Here is a 16379-nt window from a genome sequence, read left to right as displayed (position 1 = left end):
TCCCCACGGCAGGCAAATCGCAGAAAGAACAAGGAGTCGCCATGAAACGCAGCCTGACCGTACTCGTCGTCCTGATCCTCACCCTTGCCGCGGGAGGGGGCTGGTACCTGTACAGCAAGCAGCCGTCGCGCCAGGGCCAGGTCGAGCTGGAGCGCCTGCAGGGCTCGGTCACGGTGCGCTACGACGAGCGCGGCGTGCCGCATATCCGCGCGGAAAACGAAACCGACCTGTACCGCGCGCTGGGTTATGTCCACGCCCAGGACCGGCTGTTCCAGATGGAAGTCATGCGGCGCCTGGCCCGCGGCGAGCTGGCCGAGATACTCGGCCCCAAACTGCTCGACACCGACAAACTGTTCCGCAGCCTGCGCATCCGCGAGCGCGCCGACAGCTACGTCGCCGGGCTGGATCGCCAGTCCCCTGCCTGGAAGGGCCTGCAAGCCTACCTGGACGGGGTCAACCAGTATCAGAACAGCCATCCGCAACCGATCGAGTTTGATGTCCTCGGCATTCCCAAGCGTTCCTTCACCGCCGAAGACAGCATCAGCGTCGCCGGCTACATGGCCTACAGCTTCGCCGCGGCCTTCCGCACCGAACCGCTGCTGACCTACGTGCGCGACCAGCTCGGCAGCGACTACCTGAAAGTCTTCGACCTCGACTGGCAGCCCAAGGGCGCCCTGGTCAAGGGCCGTGGCCTGCTGGCGCCAAGCCTGGCCACCAGCGACTGGCAGGACCTGGGCGCCATCGCCCGGCTGAGCGAGCAGGCCCTGGCCGACGCCGGCCTGCCGCAATTCGAGGGCAGCAACGCCTGGGCGGTGTCGGGCACCCGCACCAAGAGCGGCAAACCGTTGCTGGCCGGCGACCCGCACATCCGCTTCGCGGTGCCGTCGGTGTGGTACGAGGCCCAGCTGTCGGCACCGGGCTTCGAACTCTACGGTCATCACCAGGCGCTGGTGCCCTTCGCCTTTCTCGGCCACAACCTGGACTTCGGCTGGAGCCTGACCATGTTCCAGAACGACGATCTGGACCTGATCGCCGAGAAGGTCAACCCGAACAACGCCAACCAGGTCTGGTACCGCGGCAAGTGGGTCGACCTGGTCAACAGCGAGCAGCAGATCGCGGTGAAGGGCCAGCCGCCGGTCACCCAGATCCTGCGCCAGTCGCCCCACGGGCCGATCGTCAACGACGTGCTCGGGGCCAATGCCGGCAAGACGCCAATCGCCATGTGGTGGGCCTTCCTCGAAACGCCGAACCCGATCCTCGACGGCTTCTACCAGCTCAACCGCGCCGACACCCTGGCCAAGGCCCGCAGTGCCGCGTCCAAGGTCCAGGCGCCGGGCTTGAACATCGTCTGGGCCAACGCCAAGGGCGACATCGGCTGGTGGGCCGCGGCACTGCTGCCGAAACGCCCGATCGGAGCCAAGGGCACGTTCATCCTCGACGGCAGCACTTCGCTGGCGGACAAAGAGGGCTTCTACCCGTTCAGCGCCAACCCCCAGGAAGAAAACCCGGCGCGCGGCTATATCGTTTCGGCCAACTTCCAGCCGGTCTCACCCACCGGCATGGAGATTCCCGGCTACTACAACCTCGCCGACCGTGGCCAGCAACTGGACCGCCAGCTCAGCGACAAGAGCGTGAAATGGGATATCGACGCCAGCCAGAAACTCCAGCTGGGCACCACCACCGCCTATGGCCCGCGCCTGCTGGCGCCGCTGCTGCCAGTCCTGCGCGAAGTAGTGAGCGACCCGCAGGAGCTCAAGCTGGTGGAGCAACTGGCGCAGTGGAAAGGCGACTACCCGCTGGACTCCACCAGCGCCACCCTGTTCAACCAGTTCCTGTTCAACCTCACCGATGCCGCTTTCCATGACGAGCTGGGCGACGCCTTCTTCGACACCCTGCTGTCCACCCGGGTGATCGACGCCGCGCTGCCACGCCTCGCCGCCTCCGCCGACTCGCCGTGGTGGGACAACCGCAACACCCTGGGCCAGGAAAGCCGCGCCGACACCGTCAGGGTCGCCTGGCGCGCCAGCCTCGCTCATCTCAAGGCGACCTTTGGCGACGACTCGACAAAATGGCTGTGGGGCCAGGCGCATACCCTGACCCACGGCCATCCGCTGGGCCTGCAGAAGCCCCTGGACCGGGTGTTCAACGTCGGCCCGTTCGCCGCGCCGGGCACCCACGAAGTGCCGAACAATCAATCGGCCAAGATCGGCCCCGCGCCCTGGCCGGTGACCTATGGTCCGTCCACCCGGCGCCTGATCGACTTCGCCGATCCGGCCCACAGCCTGAGCATCAACCCGGTCGGGCAAAGCGGCGTGCTGTTCGACAAGCACTATCAGGATCAGGCCGAGGCCTATATCGAAGGGGTGTACCAACAGGCGCACTTCAACGAAGAAGAGGTCACGGCCAATACCCACAGCACCCTGAAGCTGTTGCCGGCGCGGACGGCGCAGTAACCCCCGTGATGAACGACGCCTGACCCGCAGCAGCCAGCTTGGCTGGCGATCCAGTCGACGCGGCACTCAAGGCCGGGGCCCCCCCCGAAAACGACATCGCCCCTGAACAGGGGCGATGTCTTGTTGCGGTCAACGCCTTGCGGCTGTCGCGTATCAGGCCGCTTCCGGGGCCTGTGCGCGGCGCACGTCCGGCTGCTTCCAGGAATCGGCCGCGGCCTCTTCGATGGCTTGCTGGATGGCGCGCTTGCGCCGCTCTTCGGCCTGGCGGCTGAAGTACCAGACCAGGAAGGTCACCAGCGACACCGCCAGCAGGATCAGGCTGGCCACCGCGTTGATCTCCGGTTTCACCCCGAGACGCACCGCCGAGAACACTTCCATCGGCAAGGTGGTGGAACCCGGGCCGGAGACGAAGCTCGCCAGCACCAAGTCGTCCAGGGACAGGGCGAAGGACATCATGCCGCCGGCCGCCAGCGACGGGGCGATCATCGGGATGGTGATCAGGAAGAACACCTTCCACGGCCGCGCACCCAGGTCCATGGCCGCCTCTTCGATGGACAAGTCCAGCTCGCGCAGACGCGCCGACACCACCACCGCCACATAGGCCGCGCAGAACGTGGTGTGAGCGATCCAGATGGTGACGATGCCACGCTCCTGCGGCCAGCCGATCATCTGCGCCATGGCCACGAACAGCAGCAACAGCGACAGGCCAGTGATCACTTCCGGCATCACCAGCGGCGCGGTGACCAGGCCGCCGAACAGCGTGCGGCCCTTGAAGTGGGTGATACGGGTCAGGACGAAGGCCGCCAGGGTGCCCAGGGCCACCGCGGCGATCGCGGTGTAGCAGGCGATCTCCAGGGAGCGCACCACCGAGCCCATCAGTTGCGAGTTGTCCAGCAGGCCGACGTACCACTTCACCGACCAGCCGCCCCAGACCGTCACCAGCTTGGAGGCGTTGAACGAGTAGATCACCAGGATCAGCATCGGCAGGTAGATGAACACCAGACCCACCACCAGCATCAGGTTCGAGAAACTGAAGCGCTTCATTCCTTGCCCTCCATTTCTTTGGCCTGACTGCGGTTGAAGAGGATGATCGGCACAATCAGGATCGCCAGCATCACCACTGCCAGGGCCGAAGCCACCGGCCAGTCACGGTTATTGAAGAACTCTTGCCAGAGCACTTTACCGATCATCAGGGTTTCTGGACCGCCGAGCAGCTCCGGGATCACGAACTCGCCCACCACCGGGATGAACACCAGCATGCAGCCGGCGATGATGCCGTTCTTCGACAGCGGCACGGTGATTTTCCAGAAGCTGTTGAAAGTGCTCGAACCCAGGTCCGAGGCGGCTTCCAGCAGGCTGGTATCGTGCTTCACCAGGTTGGCGTAGAGCGGCAGGATCATGAACGGCAGGTACGAATAGACCACGCCGATATACACCGCCAGGTTGGTGTTGAGGATCTGCAGCGGCTCGTCGATCAAGCCCATGCTCATCAGGAAGCCGTTGAGCAGGCCGTTGTTGCTGAGGATGCCCATCCAGGCATAGACGCGGATCAGGATCGCGGTCCAGGTCGGCATCATGATCAGCAGCACCAGCACGGTCTGCAGCTCTTTGCGGGCGCTGGCGATGGCATAGGCCATCGGGTAGCCGATCAACAGGCACAGCAGGGTGCTGAAGAACGCCATCTTCAACGAGCCGAGGTAGGCGGCGATATACAGCTCGTCGTCGCCGAGCATCGCGTAGTTGCCCAGGTTGAGCAGCACCTGCAGCTTCTGGTCGATAAAGCTGTAGATCTCGGTGTACGGCGGAATGGCTACGTCCGCTTCGGCGAAGCTGATCTTCAGGACGATGAAGAACGGCAGCATGAAGAACAGGAACAGCCAGAGGAACGGAACCCCGATGACCATTTGACGGCCACCGGGAATTATTCGATTGAGGCGGCGCTTGAGCTTTCGCATGTTCATGAGCGCAGTACCACGCCGCTGTCGTCTTCCCACCAGACGTACACCTGGTCACCCCAGGTCGGACGCGCGCCGCGACGCTCGGCGTTGGCCACGAACGACTGCACCAGCTTGCCGCTCGGCAGCTCGACGTAGAACACCGAGTGGCCGCCCAGGTAGGCGATGTCGTGCACCTTGCCGCTCGACCAGTTGTATTCGCAGGTCGGCATGTCCGGGGTCACCAGGAGTTTTTCCGGGCGGATGGCGTAGGTCACCGACTTGTCCTGCACCGAGGTGCTGATGCCGTGGCCCACGTAGATGTTGCGGTCCAGGTCCTTGCAGGTGATGGTGGCGTGGCCTTCGGCGTCGTCGATCACTTCACCTTCGAAGATGTTGACGTTGCCGATGAATTCGCAGACCAGGCGGCTGGTCGGGGTCTCATAGATGTCGATCGGGCTGCCGATCTGGGCGATCCAGCCCAGGTGCATGATCGCGATACGCTCGGCCATGGTCATGGCTTCTTCCTGGTCGTGGGTCACCATCACGCAGGTCACGCCGACGCGCTCGATGATCTCCACCAGCTCCAGTTGCATCTGCGAGCGCAGCTTTTTATCCAGGGCGCCCATCGGTTCGTCGAGCAGCAGCAGTTTCGGTCGCTTGGCCAGGGAGCGGGCCAGGGCCACGCGCTGGCGCTGGCCGCCAGAGAGTTGATGCGGCTTGCGCTTGGCGTACTGGCTCATCTGCACCAGCTTGAGCATCTCGGCCACGCGGGCATCGATCTCGGCCTTGGGAATCTTATCCTGCTGCAGGCCGAAGGCGATGTTCTGCGCCACGGTCATGTGCGGAAACAAGGCGTAGGACTGGAACATCATGTTGATCGGCCGCTCGTAGGGCGGCATGTCGGTGATGTCCACACCGTCCAGGTAGATGCGCCCCTCCGTGGGCCGTTCGAACCCCGCGAGCATCCGCAGCAGGGTGGACTTACCCGAGCCAGAACCGCCGAGCAGGGCGAAGATCTCGCCTTTCTTGATTTCCAGGGACACGTCGTCCACGGCAATCGTCTCGTCGAACTTCTTCGTGACCCGGTCGATCTTGACCAACACCTGCTTCGGTGTCTGGTCGCCCTCGAGGGCTTTCTTGTAGGCGCCGGAGGCAACTGCCATTTACGAAACTCCCAACAGAATTTGCAGTTCACCCCATGCGGGCGAACTCTGGATAGTTTGAGCGATTGACGCTATTTGCCCGACTTGACCTTGGTCCAGCTGCGGGTCATGAGTCGTTGGATCTTGGGCGGCAACTCTGAGTTGACGTACAGCTTGTCGACAATCTCCTGCGCCGGGTAAACGGCTTCGTCCTTGCGGACCGACTGGTCCATCAGCTCGCCCGCCTTGGGGTTCGGGTTGGCATAACCGACGGAATCGCTGACCTGGGCGATCACCTCAGGCTTGAGCAGGTAATTGATGAAGGCATGGGCCTGCTTGACGTTACCGGCGTCCTTGGGAATGGCCAGCATGTCGAACCAGAGGTTGCCGCCTTCCTTGGGAATCACATAGGCGATTTCGATGCCCTTGCCGGCTTCGGCGGCGCGCGCCTTGGCCTGGAACACATCGCCGGAGAAGCCCGCGGCCACGCAGATTTCGCCATTGGCCAGGTCGGAGATGTATTTCGAGGAGTTGAAGTAGGTCACGTAAGGCCGCACCGCCAGCAACTTGGCTTCGGCCTTCTTGTAGTCATCGGGGTTCTGGCTGTTGGGGTCCAGGCCCATGTAGTTGAGCACCGCCGGGAGCATTTCATCGGCGGAGTCGAGGAAAGCCACGCCGCAGCTCGACAGTTTCTTGATGTTTTCCGGCTCGAACAGCATGGCCCAGGAGTCGATCTTGTCCACGCCCAGCGCGGCCTTGACCTTCTCGACGTTGTAGCCGATGCCGTTGGTGCCCCACAGGTAAGGCACGGCGTACTGGTTGCCCGGGTCGTTCTTTTCCAGGCGCTTGAGCAGCACCGGATCGAGATTGGAATAGTTGGGCAACTGCGCCTTGTCGAGCTTCTGGAACGCCCCGGCCTTGATCTGCTTGCCCAGGAAGTGGTTGGACGGCACGACCACGTCATAACCGGTACGACCGGCGAGCAACTTGCCTTCCAGGGTTTCGTTGGAATCGAACACGTCGTACAGCGGCTTGATGCCGGTGGCCTTTTCGAAGTCCGCCAATGTGCTCTGACCGATATAGTCAGACCAGTTATAAATATGCACGGTCGGCGCGGCATAAGCGCTGACGGCCAGCGTCAGCCCGGCGCCCACCAGCATGGCTTTGCAAAATAAAGAAATAGGCAAGTGGAGGTCCTCTCAACAATTGGGCCTGAGTTGCCCGCACTACATGACAGCCAAGAGCTGCCCGGCAACAAAACCGGCGCGCAACTTACCTTCGATAAACCGATCCAGCAAAACTTTCTGTCATTTAATTGCACCGCTGACCGCCCTCGCGGGGACGACAGCCAGCGGTTGCTGCCTCAAACCGGTTTATTTGCCGGATTTGATCTTGGTCCAGCTGCGGGTCAACTCACGCTGGGTGGCGGCCGGCAGATCGGCGATCGCATACAGCTTGGCCTGCACGTCGGCTGGCGGGTAGATGCCCGGATCGCTGGTGATGTCTTTTTCTACCAGTGCCGTTGCGGCGGCGTTGCCGTTCGGGAAACGCACGGCGTTGGTGATGCCGGCCATGACTTCAGGCTTCTGCAGGAAGGTCATGAACTTGTAGGCGCCCTCGACGTTTTCCGCATCCTTGGGGATAGCGACCATGTCGTAGAAGGTGCCGGCGCCTTCTTTCGGAATGACGTAGCTGACTTTTACCTTGTCGCCGGCTTCGGCGGCGCGGGACTTGGCCTGCTGCACGTCACCCGAGTAACCGACCGCTACGCAGATGTTGCCGTTGGCCAGGTCCGAGATGTACTTGGAGGAGTGGAAGTAGGTGATCGAAGGACGGATCTTGAGGAACAGCTCTTCGGCTTTCTTGATGTCGTCTTTCTTCTGGCTGTCGGTCGGCAGGCCCAGGTAATGCAGGGCGACCGGGATCATTTCGGTTGGCGAGTCGAGGAAGCTCACGCCGCAGCCCTTGAGCTTGGCGATGTTCTCGGGCTTGAGCAGGGTGTCCCAGGAATCGATCTTGTCGACGCCCAGCGCAGCCTTGACCTTCTCCGGGTTGTAGCCGATGCCGATGGAACCCCACATGTATGGGAAAGCGTGCTTGTTGCCCGGGTCACTGACCGAAACCGCCTTGAGCAGATCCTGGTTCAGGTTTTTCCAGTTGGGCAACTTGGAGACGTCCAGCTCCTGATAAACACCGGCCTTGATCTGTTTGGCCAGGAAGTTGTTCGACGGCACGACCACGTCGTAACCGGACTTGCCTGCCAGCAGTTTCGCTTCCAGGGTCTCGTTGCTATCGAAAACGTCGTAGACCACCTTGATCCCGGACTCTTTCTCGAAGTTCGCGATGGTGTCAGGTGCGATGTAGTCGGACCAGTTGTAAACGTGCAGCACTTTGTCGTCTGCCTGGGCCACTGCCGCCATCGCGCCCATCAGGGACATGGCGAGGAGGGTCTTGCCAGCTTTCTTCATACCTATTGCCTTCATGCGTCATGCTCCAATTATTCTTTTTAACCTTGTGTTCAGCGACCGGTTGCCAGGCAACTAAAAACAGGCGGTAGTCTGGCAAGTTCCAAGGCGGGCTTTCAACAGAAGACCCCATCCTTTATGGCCGCCCCGAGCGAAGTACCGCGGGGTACTCCGCTCAGAGCCTAGCACTTAGCCCTGTAACGCACTCAAGGTCAGGTCCAGGCACTTGCGGGCCTTGCTCACCAACTCATCGATCTCCTCCTTGGTGATCACCAGGGGCGGAGCGATGATCATGGTGTCGCCCACGGCGCGCATGATCAGGCCATTGTCGAAGCAGAACTGCCGGCAGATCATGCCGACGCCTCTTCCGACATACCGCGCACGGGTGGCCTTGTCCTGAACCAGCTCGATGGCGCCCAACAGGCCGACTCCGCGAACCTCACCCACCAGCGGGTGATCGTTCAGTTCCCGCAGGCGTTTCTGCAAATACGGTGCCGTTTCTGCCTTGACGCGCTCGATAATTTTTTCGTCGCGCATGATGCGGATGTTTTCCAGGGCCACGGCGGCGGCCACCGGGTGCCCGGAATAGGTGAAACCGTGGTTGAAATCGCCGCCCTCGTTGAGCACCGCCACCACTTCGTCGCGCACGATCAGGCCACCCATGGGGATGTAGCCGGAGGTCAGGCCCTTGGCGATGGTCATCATGTCCGGCTTGAGGTCGTAGAAATCGCTACCGAACCACTCACCGGTCCGCCCGAACCCACAGATCACCTCGTCGGCGACGAACAGGATGTCGTACTTGGCGAGGATTTCCTTGATCCGCGGCCAGTAGCTTTCTGGCGGCACGATTACGCCGCCCGCGCCCTGGATCGGCTCGGCGATGAAGGCACCGACGTTATCGACGCCGACTTCGAGAATCTTCTCTTCCAGCTGGTTGGCCGCCCAGATCCCGAACTCGTCCGGGGTCATGTCGCCGCCTTCGCCGAACCAGTAAGGCTGCGGGATATGCACGATGCCCGGGATCGGCAAGTCGCCCTGTTCGTGCATATAGGTCATGCCGCCCAGGCTCGCGCCGGCCACGGTGGAGCCGTGATAGCCGTTGACGCGGCTGATGATGGTTTTCTTCTTCGGCTGGCCCTTGATCGCCCAGTAGTGGCGAACCATGCGCAGCATGGTGTCGTTGCCTTCGGAGCCCGAGCCGGTGAAAAACACATGGTTCATGCCCTTGGGGGCCACATCGGAGATGGCCTTGGCCAGTTCCAGCGCCGGCGGGTGGGCGGTCTGGAAGAACAGGTTGTAGTACGGCAGCTCGCGCATCTGCTTGCTGGCGGCGTCGGCCAGTTCTTCGCGGCCATAACCGATGGCCACGCACCACAGCCCGGCCATGCCGTCGAGGATCTTGTTGCCCTCGCTGTCCCAGAGATAAACGCCCTCGGCGTTGGTGATGATCCGCGGGCCCTTCTCCTTCAATTGCTTGAAGTCGCTGAACGGGGCCAGGTGGTGCTCGCTGCTGAGGGTTTGCCACTCACGGGTTTGCGGGTTGTTGCTGGTCATTGGAACTCTCCTGATTTTCCGGTGAGGGCGCCGCCAGTGACGGCGGCGCCCCGCGCATCAGACGGCGAAGAGCAGGAATTCCCGCTCCCACGAACTGATGACGCGCTTGAAGTTTTCATGCTCGGCCCGCTTGACCGCGACGTAGCCAGTGATGAATTTCTTGCCCAGGTACTTCTCGATGGTCTTGCTGTTTTCCATGCGCTCCAGGGCGTCCTCGATGGTCAACGGCAGGCGCAGGTTGCGGCGCTCGTAACCGCGGCCGACCACCGGCGCGCTCGGGTTGTGGCCTTCGACCATGCCGATGAACCCGCACAGCAGGCTGGCGGCGATGGCCAGGTAAGGGTTGGCGTCGGCGCCCGGCAGGCGGTTTTCCACCCGACGGTTCTGCGGCCCGGCATCCGGCACACGCAGGCCCACGGTGCGGTTCTCTTCGCCCCACTCCACGTTCACCGGTGCCGAGGTGTCCGGCAGGAAGCGGCGGAACGAGTTGACGTTGGGCGCGAACAGCGGCAGCAGCTCGGGGATGAACTTCTGCAGGCCGCCGATGTGGTTGAGGAACAGCTGGCTCATGGTCCCGTCTTCATTGGAGAAGACGTTCTTGCCGGTCTCGATGTCGATGATGCTCTGGTGCAGGTGCATGGCGCTGCCCGGCTCGCCGGTCATCGGCTTGGCCATGAAGGTGGCGGCCACCTCGTGCTTGAGCGCGGCTTCGCGCATGGTGCGCTTGAACACCAGGATCTGGTCGGCCAGGGACAGGGCGTCGCCGTGACGGAAGTTGATCTCCATCTGCGCCGTGCCGTCTTCGTGGATCAGCGTGTCGAGGTCCAGCTCCTGCAGTTCGCACCAGTCGTAGACGTCCTCGAACAGCGGGTCGAATTCGTTGGCCGCTTCAATGGAGAACGACTGGCGACCGGTTTCCGGGCGCCCGGAGCGACCGACCGGTGGCTGCAACGGGTAGTCCGGGTCGTCGCTGCGCTTGGTCAGGTAGAACTCCATCTCCGGCGCCACGATCGGCTGCCAGCCGTGGTCGGCGTAGAGCTTCAGGACCTTCTTGAGTACGTTGCGCGGCGACAGCTCGATCGGGTTGCCCTGCTTGTCGTAGGTGTCGTGGATCACCTGGGCGGTCGGCTCGATGGCCCAGGGCACGAGGAATACCGCGTTCTGGTCCGGGCGGCAGACCATGTCGATGTCGGCCGGGTCCAGCAGTTCGTAATAGATGTCGTCTTCGACATAGTCGCCGGTCACCGTCTGCAACAGCACGCTCTCGGGCAGGCGCATGCCTTTTTCGGCGATGAACTTGTTGGTCGGCGAGATCTTGCCCCGGGTAATCCCGGTCAGGTCGCCAATCATGCATTCGACTTCTGTGATCTTGTGGTCTTTCAACCAATCGGTGAGCTGGTCGAGGTTGTTACTCATAAATGCCTCTAGGCGTGAGTTTCCTGGCTCTTATAAGCCAGGTTTTTGTGACGCATTGGCGTCGCGTTGAATGACCCGCTTGCGACAGGCATCGCCAAATGCCTGGAAGATGGCGAGGTAGTGCGGGTTAGAGCTTACCTGCCATTCGGGGTGCCATTGCACCCCCAAAGCAAAAGCCTTGCCTCCCTCGATCGGCGCCCCCTCGACGGAGAAGGCTTCGATCAACCCATCGGGTGCCAGGGCCTCTATCTTCAGGCCCGGCGCCAGACGTTCAACGCCTTGGCCATGAATCGAATTGACTTCAATCTGCGCCGGCAGGCCGAGGCCGGCCAGCACCCCGCCCGGCTGCACATGCAGCGCATGGGCCGGAGCGTATTGCACTTCCACCGGCTGGCTATCGTCCTCACGGTGGTCCATGAACGGACCGGCTTCGTGGACCCGCTGATGCAGGCTGCCGCCGAAGGCCACGTTCATTTCCTGAAAACCGCGGCAGATCCCCAGTACCGGAACCCCGGCCGCCACCGCGGCGCGGATCAGCGGCAGGGTGCTGGCATCACGGGCAGGGTCGTGCGCGGTTCCCGGCGCGCTGGCGGGACCGCTATAGTGAAAAGGTTCGATATTGGAGGGTGAACCGGTAAAGAGGATGCCATCCAGACCGTCCAGAATATCGGACGGGCTCAGAATATCGGCCAGGGACGGGAGGATCATGGGCACGCCCTTGGCGGCTACTGCCACTGCGCGGACGTACTTGTCGCCACTGATGTGATAAGCATGCAGACCGATCTGCCTGGAGCAGGCGGTGACGCCGATTAACGGCAGGCGAGACATGAAACACCCCGGTATTATTGCTGTTATGGGTTTAAATCGAGCTTAGCCTTGTTCATTTTTTTACACAACACCCCCGTAAAAAATACAACACGGCCCGCTCAAGGCTGCGGCGGCCAAGCCCTCCGAAGCCAGAAAAGCGCCCCAAAAATGCCCCACAGGCGCTTTTTTAGGGCAAAAAAGGCCTCGCTTGACTTCGGCATGCCGTTCGGGTTGACTGAAACCTGAAAAGATCAATGATTGATATTTTTAACAACAAAGGTGTTGCATCATGTCGGTACCCCCGCGTGCCGTTCAGCTTAACGAAGCGAACGCGTTCCTTAAGGAACATCCTGAGGTTCTGTACGTTGACCTTCTGATTGCGGATATGAATGGTGTGGTGCGCGGCAAGCGCATCGAACGCACCAGCCTCCACAAGGTTTACGAGAAAGGCATCAACCTGCCGGCCTCTTTATTTGCTCTGGATATCAATGGCTCGACGGTGGAAAGCACCGGCCTGGGCCTGGACATCGGCGACGCCGATCGAATCTGCTATCCAATCCCCGATACCCTGTGCAATGAACCCTGGCAGAAGCGCCCCACCGCGCAACTGCTGATGACCATGCACGAACTCGAAGGCGACCCTTTCTTCGCCGACCCGCGCGAAGTGCTGCGTCAAGTCGTTGCCAAGTTCGACGAGCTGGGCCTGACCATCTGCGCGGCTTTCGAGCTGGAGTTCTACCTGATCGACCAGGAGAACGTGAATGGCCGGCCACAGCCGCCCCGCTCGCCAATCTCCGGCAAGCGCCCGCATTCGACCCAGGTCTACCTGATCGACGACCTCGACGAGTACGTCGACTGCCTGCAGGACATTCTCGAAGGCGCGAAAGAACAAGGCATCCCGGCCGACGCCATCGTCAAGGAAAGTGCTCCGGCGCAGTTCGAAGTGAACCTGCACCACGTCGCTGACCCGATCAAGGCTTGCGACTATGCGGTACTGCTCAAGCGTCTGATCAAGAACATCGCCTACGACCATGAGATGGACACCACCTTCATGGCCAAGCCTTACCCAGGCCAGGCGGGTAATGGTCTGCACGTCCACATTTCGGTCCTGGACAAGGACGGCAAGAATATTTTTGCCAGCGAGGATCCCGAGCAGAACGCCGCACTGCGTCACGCGATCGGCGGTGTGCTCGAGACCCTACCGGCGCAGATGGCTTTCCTCTGCCCGAACGTCAACTCCTACCGCCGTTTCGGCGCGCAATTCTATGTGCCGAACTCGCCGAGCTGGGGCCTGGACAACCGTACCGTGGCCATCCGCGTACCGACCGGTTCTTCCGATGCCGTGCGCATCGAACACCGTGTCGCCGGTGCCGATGCCAACCCATACCTGCTGATGGCTTCGGTGCTGGCGGGCGTGCACCACGGTCTGGTCAACAAGGTGGAACCGGGCGCGCCAACCGAAGGCAACTCCTACGAGCAGAACGAGCAGAGCCTGCCGAACAACCTGCGCGATGCATTGCGCGAGCTGGACGACAGCGAAGTCATGGCCAAGTACATCGATCCGAAATACATCGATATCTTCGTGGCCTGTAAAGAAAGCGAGCTGGAGGAGTTCGAGCACTCGATCTCCGACCTCGAGTACAACTGGTACCTGCACACCGTGTAAGCGGCTACAGCAAAAAAACGCCACCGGCCGCAAAGGCCCGTGGCGTTTTTTTATGGCCGCTGTAGCCGCTGCCGCAGGCTGCGACCGGCTCCGCAGGAGACGCGCTCTTGAGGGCCTCGGAAGGCCCTTCGGGCCTTGTCGCAGCCTGCGGCAGCGGCTACAACGATCGCGCCTGACCATGCCTCATGACCTCGCGTACAATGCCCGCTGCCCCGCAGGAGACTCCCATGACACGCGTAGCCACCCCCCGCAAACCCCGCGCACGCAGCCAGGCCCGGATCGACTCGATACTCGATGCCGCCCGCACCCTGCTTGCCGCCGAGGGCGTGGCCAGCCTGTCGATCTACAGCGTGGCCGAGCGCGCGGAGATTCCGCCCTCCTCGGTCTACCACTTCTTCGCCAGCGTTCCCGCCCTGCTCGAAGCCCTGACCGCCGACGTCCACGCCGCGTTCCGCGCCTGCCTGCAAGAACCCATCGACCACGCAGCCCTGGGCAACTGGCACGACCTGTCGCGCCTGGTCGAACAGCGCATGCTCGCCATCTACAGCGCCGACGCCGCGGCCCGCCAGTTGATCCTGGCCCAGCATGGCCTCACCGAGGTCACCCAGGCCGACCGCCAGCACGACATCGAACTGGGCGACCTGATGCACAAGCTGTTCGACCAGCACTTCCAGCTGCCAGCGCTGCCCGCGGACGTCGATGTGTTCGCCCTGGCCATGGAACTGGGCGACCGCGTCTACGCGCGCTCGGTCCAGCAGCATGGGCAAATCACTGAGCGCATGGCCGAGGAAGGCATGCGGGTGTTCGATGCCTACCTGGGGCTGTACCTGCCGCCTTACCTGCCAAAGCGCACGCCCCTGTAGCCGCTGCCGAGCTCGCGAGGCTGCGTCCGGCCGCAACGCGGCCGCAAAACCAGGCCATGCATGCCCTCGGATAAACCACCGATACCAAGCTTGCAAAGGCTGCGTCGGAATGCCGCCCACCTCGATCGCAGCCTCGCAGGGCTCGGCAGCGGCTACAGCCGTCAGCGCCCACAAAAAAGCCCCGAAGGGCTCACGCCATCCGGGGCCGGTTGTCGCGCACCGGTCACAACTTGGCGATCGATACCTCGGTGGATTTCACGAACGCGATCACTTCGCTGCCGATCGCCAGCTCCAGCTCCCGCACCGAACGGGTGGTAATCACCGACGTGACGATGCCAGAGGCGGTCTGCACGTCGATTTCCGAGAGCACGTCGCCTTCGACGATTTCCTTGATGGTGCCTTTGAACTGGTTGCGAACGTTGATGGCCTTGATAGTCATGATGTTGATTCCTGTCGTGGTAGAGGGTGTGAGGTTATTACTGAGCCCAGCGCAATTGCGTGGGCAAGGGTGAAACGGGTTCCGGCTCGGGCGGCGCCCCGGGCAGCGACAACACGCGGTTGAGTACTTCGGCTTCCAGCGCCGCCAATCGATGGGAGCCGCGCACCCGTGGGCGCGGCAGCTCCACCAGCAGGTCGAGACCGACCTCGCCTTCTTCGATCAGGATCACCCGGTCGGCCACCGCCACCGCTTCGCTGACGTCGTGGGTCACCAGCAGGACAGTGAAGCCATGCTGCTGCCACAGGCGCTCGATCAGTTGCTGCATCTCGATCCGGGTCAGGGCATCCAGCGCGCCCAGAGGCTCGTCCAGCAGCAACAGGCGTGGCTGGTGAATCAGCGCCCGGGCCAGGGCCACCCGCTGCTTCTGGCCACCGGACAAGGCGGCCGGCCACTCGTTGGCGCGATCGGCCAGGCCCACCGCCTCCAGGGCTTCCAGGGCCTGCGGGCGCCAATCGCCCTTGAGGCCCAGGCCGACGTTGTCGATGACCTTCTTCCAGGGCAGCAGGCGCGCCTCCTGGAACATCAGGCGGGTGTCCTCGATGGCCTGGCTCAGCGGCGCGGCACCGGCCAGCAATTCGCCGCCGGTGGGTTTGTCGAGGCCGGCCAGCAAGCGCAGCAAGGTGCTCTTGCCGCAGCCGCTACGGCCGACCACCGCAACGAATTGCCCGGCCGGAATATGCAGGTCGATCTCGCGCAGCACCTGGCGCGAACCGAAGGTCTTTTGCAGCTTGCGCACCGCCAGCGGAATACCACGCAGCAGGCGTGGAGGTTGTTGAGCCGTCATTGCGCACCTCCCTTGGCCACTTGATAGGCCGGATGCCAACGCAGCCAGGCACGCTCCAGGCCGCGCGCGGCGAGGTCCGCCAGTTTGCCGAGCACGGCATACAGGACGATGGCCAGCACCACCACGTCGGTCTGCAGGAACTCCCGGGCGTTCATCGCCAGATAACCGATGCCGGAGCTGGCGGAGATGGTTTCCGCGACGATCAGCGTCAGCCACATAAAGCCCAGGGCGAAACGCACGCCCACCAGGATCGAAGGCAAGGCGCCCGGCAGGATCACCTGGCGGAACAGGGCGAAGCCGGACAGGCCATAGCTGCGCGCCATTTCCACCAGCGCCGGGTCGACGTTGCGGATGCCGTGATAAGTGTTCAGGTAGATCGGGAACAGAGTGCCCAGGGCCACCAGGAAAATCTTCGCCGACTCATCGATGCCGAACCACAGGATCACCAGGGGAATCAGCGCCAGGTGCGGCACGTTGCGGATCATCTGCACCGAGCTGTCCAGCAGGCGTTCGCCCCACTTCGACAGGCCGGTGATAAAGCCCAGGGCCAGGCCGATGCCGCCGCCGATCAGGAAACCGATCGCCGCGCGCCAGCCGCTGATAGCCAGGTGGGTCCAGATTTCGCCGCTGCGCACCAGGCCGACCCCGGCTTCGATCACCGCGCTGGGTGCCGGCAGGATTCGCGTCGACAGCCAGCCGGCCGAGACCGACAACTGCCACACCGCCAGTAACAGCAGCGGCAGGGCCCAGGGCGCCAGGCGATGGAACAAGGTTTGTCTGTTCATGGCCACGC

At 62.6% G+C, this 16379-nt stretch carries 14 protein-coding genes; 3 read left to right on the top strand and 11 right to left on the bottom strand.

The window, feature by feature from the left end; all coding sequences use genetic code 11:
- The first annotated feature begins 41 nt into the window (after window positions 1-41).
- Window positions 42-2453 (top strand): penicillin acylase family protein, encoded by a 2412-nt coding sequence (locus AC07VU_RS06015; protein ID WP_495029611.1) that lies wholly within the window; start codon window positions 42-44, stop codon window positions 2451-2453.
- A 153-nt stretch (window positions 2454-2606) separates the two neighbouring features.
- Here AC07VU_RS06015 and AC07VU_RS06010 read toward each other — a convergent pair whose 3' ends face one another.
- The 8 genes from AC07VU_RS06010 to AC07VU_RS05975 form a co-directional block, all read right to left on the bottom strand.
- Window positions 2607-3497: an ABC transporter permease subunit gene (locus tag AC07VU_RS06010; RefSeq protein WP_009046085.1), complete on the bottom strand. Its 891-nt coding sequence runs from the start codon at window positions 3495-3497 to the stop codon at window positions 2607-2609.
- The gene (locus AC07VU_RS06005; protein ID WP_169916015.1) at window positions 3494-4375 is read right to left on the bottom strand and encodes an ABC transporter permease subunit; all 882 of its coding nucleotides are present in this window, start codon (window positions 4373-4375) and stop codon (window positions 3494-3496) included. Before AC07VU_RS06005 ends, AC07VU_RS06010 begins: the two co-directional genes overlap by 4 nt.
- Window positions 4376-4410: 35 nt before the next feature.
- Window positions 4411-5553 (bottom strand): ABC transporter ATP-binding protein, encoded by a 1143-nt coding sequence (locus AC07VU_RS06000; protein ID WP_007928322.1) that lies wholly within the window; start codon window positions 5551-5553, stop codon window positions 4411-4413.
- A 71-nt stretch (window positions 5554-5624) separates the two neighbouring features.
- Entirely contained in the window at window positions 5625-6719 is a 1095-nt protein-coding gene (locus AC07VU_RS05995; protein WP_495029610.1) for a polyamine ABC transporter substrate-binding protein, read from the bottom strand.
- Window positions 6720-6905: 186 nt separating this feature from the next.
- Window positions 6906-8000: a polyamine ABC transporter substrate-binding protein gene (locus AC07VU_RS05990; protein ID WP_053263034.1), complete on the bottom strand. Its 1095-nt coding sequence runs from the start codon at window positions 7998-8000 to the stop codon at window positions 6906-6908.
- 186 nt (window positions 8001-8186) lie between these two features.
- Window positions 8187-9551 carry an aspartate aminotransferase family protein gene (locus AC07VU_RS05985; RefSeq protein WP_087092489.1) on the bottom strand — a complete coding sequence of 455 codons (1365 nt, stop codon included), beginning with the start codon at window positions 9549-9551 and terminating at the stop codon, window positions 8187-8189.
- Between the two features lie 57 nt (window positions 9552-9608).
- On the bottom strand, window positions 9609-10967 hold the full coding sequence (locus AC07VU_RS05980) for a glutamine synthetase family protein (protein ID WP_007928318.1): 1359 nt from the start codon (window positions 10965-10967) through the stop codon (window positions 9609-9611).
- A 30-nt stretch (window positions 10968-10997) separates the two neighbouring features.
- Window positions 10998-11795 carry a gamma-glutamyl-gamma-aminobutyrate hydrolase family protein gene (locus tag AC07VU_RS05975; protein ID WP_053263036.1) on the bottom strand — a complete coding sequence of 266 codons (798 nt, stop codon included), beginning with the start codon at window positions 11793-11795 and terminating at the stop codon, window positions 10998-11000.
- Window positions 11796-12063: 268 nt separating this feature from the next.
- Between AC07VU_RS05975 and AC07VU_RS05970 the strand changes: the two genes are divergently transcribed.
- A complete protein-coding gene (locus AC07VU_RS05970; protein WP_007928314.1) occupies window positions 12064-13440 on the top strand; it encodes a glutamine synthetase family protein in 1377 nt (458 codons plus the stop codon).
- Window positions 13441-13667: 227 nt separating this feature from the next.
- A complete protein-coding gene (locus tag AC07VU_RS05965; RefSeq protein WP_053263037.1) occupies window positions 13668-14303 on the top strand; it encodes a TetR/AcrR family transcriptional regulator in 636 nt (211 codons plus the stop codon).
- 223 nt (window positions 14304-14526) lie between these two features.
- Here the strand turns inward: AC07VU_RS05965 and AC07VU_RS05960 are convergent, their stop codons facing one another.
- Genes AC07VU_RS05960 through ssuC form a run of 3 tightly spaced genes read right to left on the bottom strand, consistent with a single transcriptional unit; the run spans window position 14527 to window position 16371 of the window.
- Window positions 14527-14742: a TOBE domain-containing protein gene (locus AC07VU_RS05960; RefSeq protein ID WP_007928303.1), complete on the bottom strand. Its 216-nt coding sequence runs from the start codon at window positions 14740-14742 to the stop codon at window positions 14527-14529.
- A gap of 37 nt (window positions 14743-14779) precedes the next feature.
- Complete coding sequence (ssuB, locus tag AC07VU_RS05955; RefSeq protein WP_495029609.1) at window positions 14780-15586, bottom strand: aliphatic sulfonates ABC transporter ATP-binding protein; 807 nt, start codon at window positions 15584-15586, stop codon at window positions 14780-14782.
- Entirely contained in the window at window positions 15583-16371 is a 789-nt protein-coding gene (ssuC, locus tag AC07VU_RS05950) for an aliphatic sulfonate ABC transporter permease SsuC (RefSeq protein WP_053263039.1), read from the bottom strand. The genes ssuB and ssuC overlap by 4 nt, the downstream gene beginning before the upstream one ends.
- Window positions 16372-16379: the final 8 nt, after the last annotated feature.

Source organism: Pseudomonas sp. GW821-FHT02B10, assembly GCF_059421865.1.
This window is presented reverse-complemented; position numbering and strand designations above follow the sequence as displayed.

Coding starts and splice junctions, on each gene's coding strand:
- AC07VU_RS05965 (WP_053263037.1), top strand. CDS start 13,668: ATGACACGCGTAGCCACCCCCCGCAAACCCCGCGCACGCAGCCAGGCC.
- ssuC (WP_053263039.1), bottom strand. CDS start 16,371: ATGAACAGACAAACCTTGTTCCATCGCCTGGCGCCCTGGGCCCTGCCG.
- AC07VU_RS05990 (WP_053263034.1), bottom strand. CDS start 8,000: ATGAAGAAAGCTGGCAAGACCCTCCTCGCCATGTCCCTGATGGGCGCG.
- AC07VU_RS05970 (WP_007928314.1), top strand. CDS start 12,064: ATGTCGGTACCCCCGCGTGCCGTTCAGCTTAACGAAGCGAACGCGTTC.
- AC07VU_RS05985 (WP_087092489.1), bottom strand. CDS start 9,551: ATGACCAGCAACAACCCGCAAACCCGTGAGTGGCAAACCCTCAGCAGC.
- AC07VU_RS05980 (WP_007928318.1), bottom strand. CDS start 10,967: ATGAGTAACAACCTCGACCAGCTCACCGATTGGTTGAAAGACCACAAG.
- AC07VU_RS06010 (WP_009046085.1), bottom strand. CDS start 3,497: ATGAAGCGCTTCAGTTTCTCGAACCTGATGCTGGTGGTGGGTCTGGTG.
- AC07VU_RS06015 (WP_495029611.1), top strand. CDS start 42: ATGAAACGCAGCCTGACCGTACTCGTCGTCCTGATCCTCACCCTTGCC.
- AC07VU_RS05960 (WP_007928303.1), bottom strand. CDS start 14,742: ATGACTATCAAGGCCATCAACGTTCGCAACCAGTTCAAAGGCACCATC.
- AC07VU_RS05975 (WP_053263036.1), bottom strand. CDS start 11,795: ATGTCTCGCCTGCCGTTAATCGGCGTCACCGCCTGCTCCAGGCAGATC.
- ssuB (WP_495029609.1), bottom strand. CDS start 15,586: ATGACGGCTCAACAACCTCCACGCCTGCTGCGTGGTATTCCGCTGGCG.
- AC07VU_RS06000 (WP_007928322.1), bottom strand. CDS start 5,553: ATGGCAGTTGCCTCCGGCGCCTACAAGAAAGCCCTCGAGGGCGACCAG.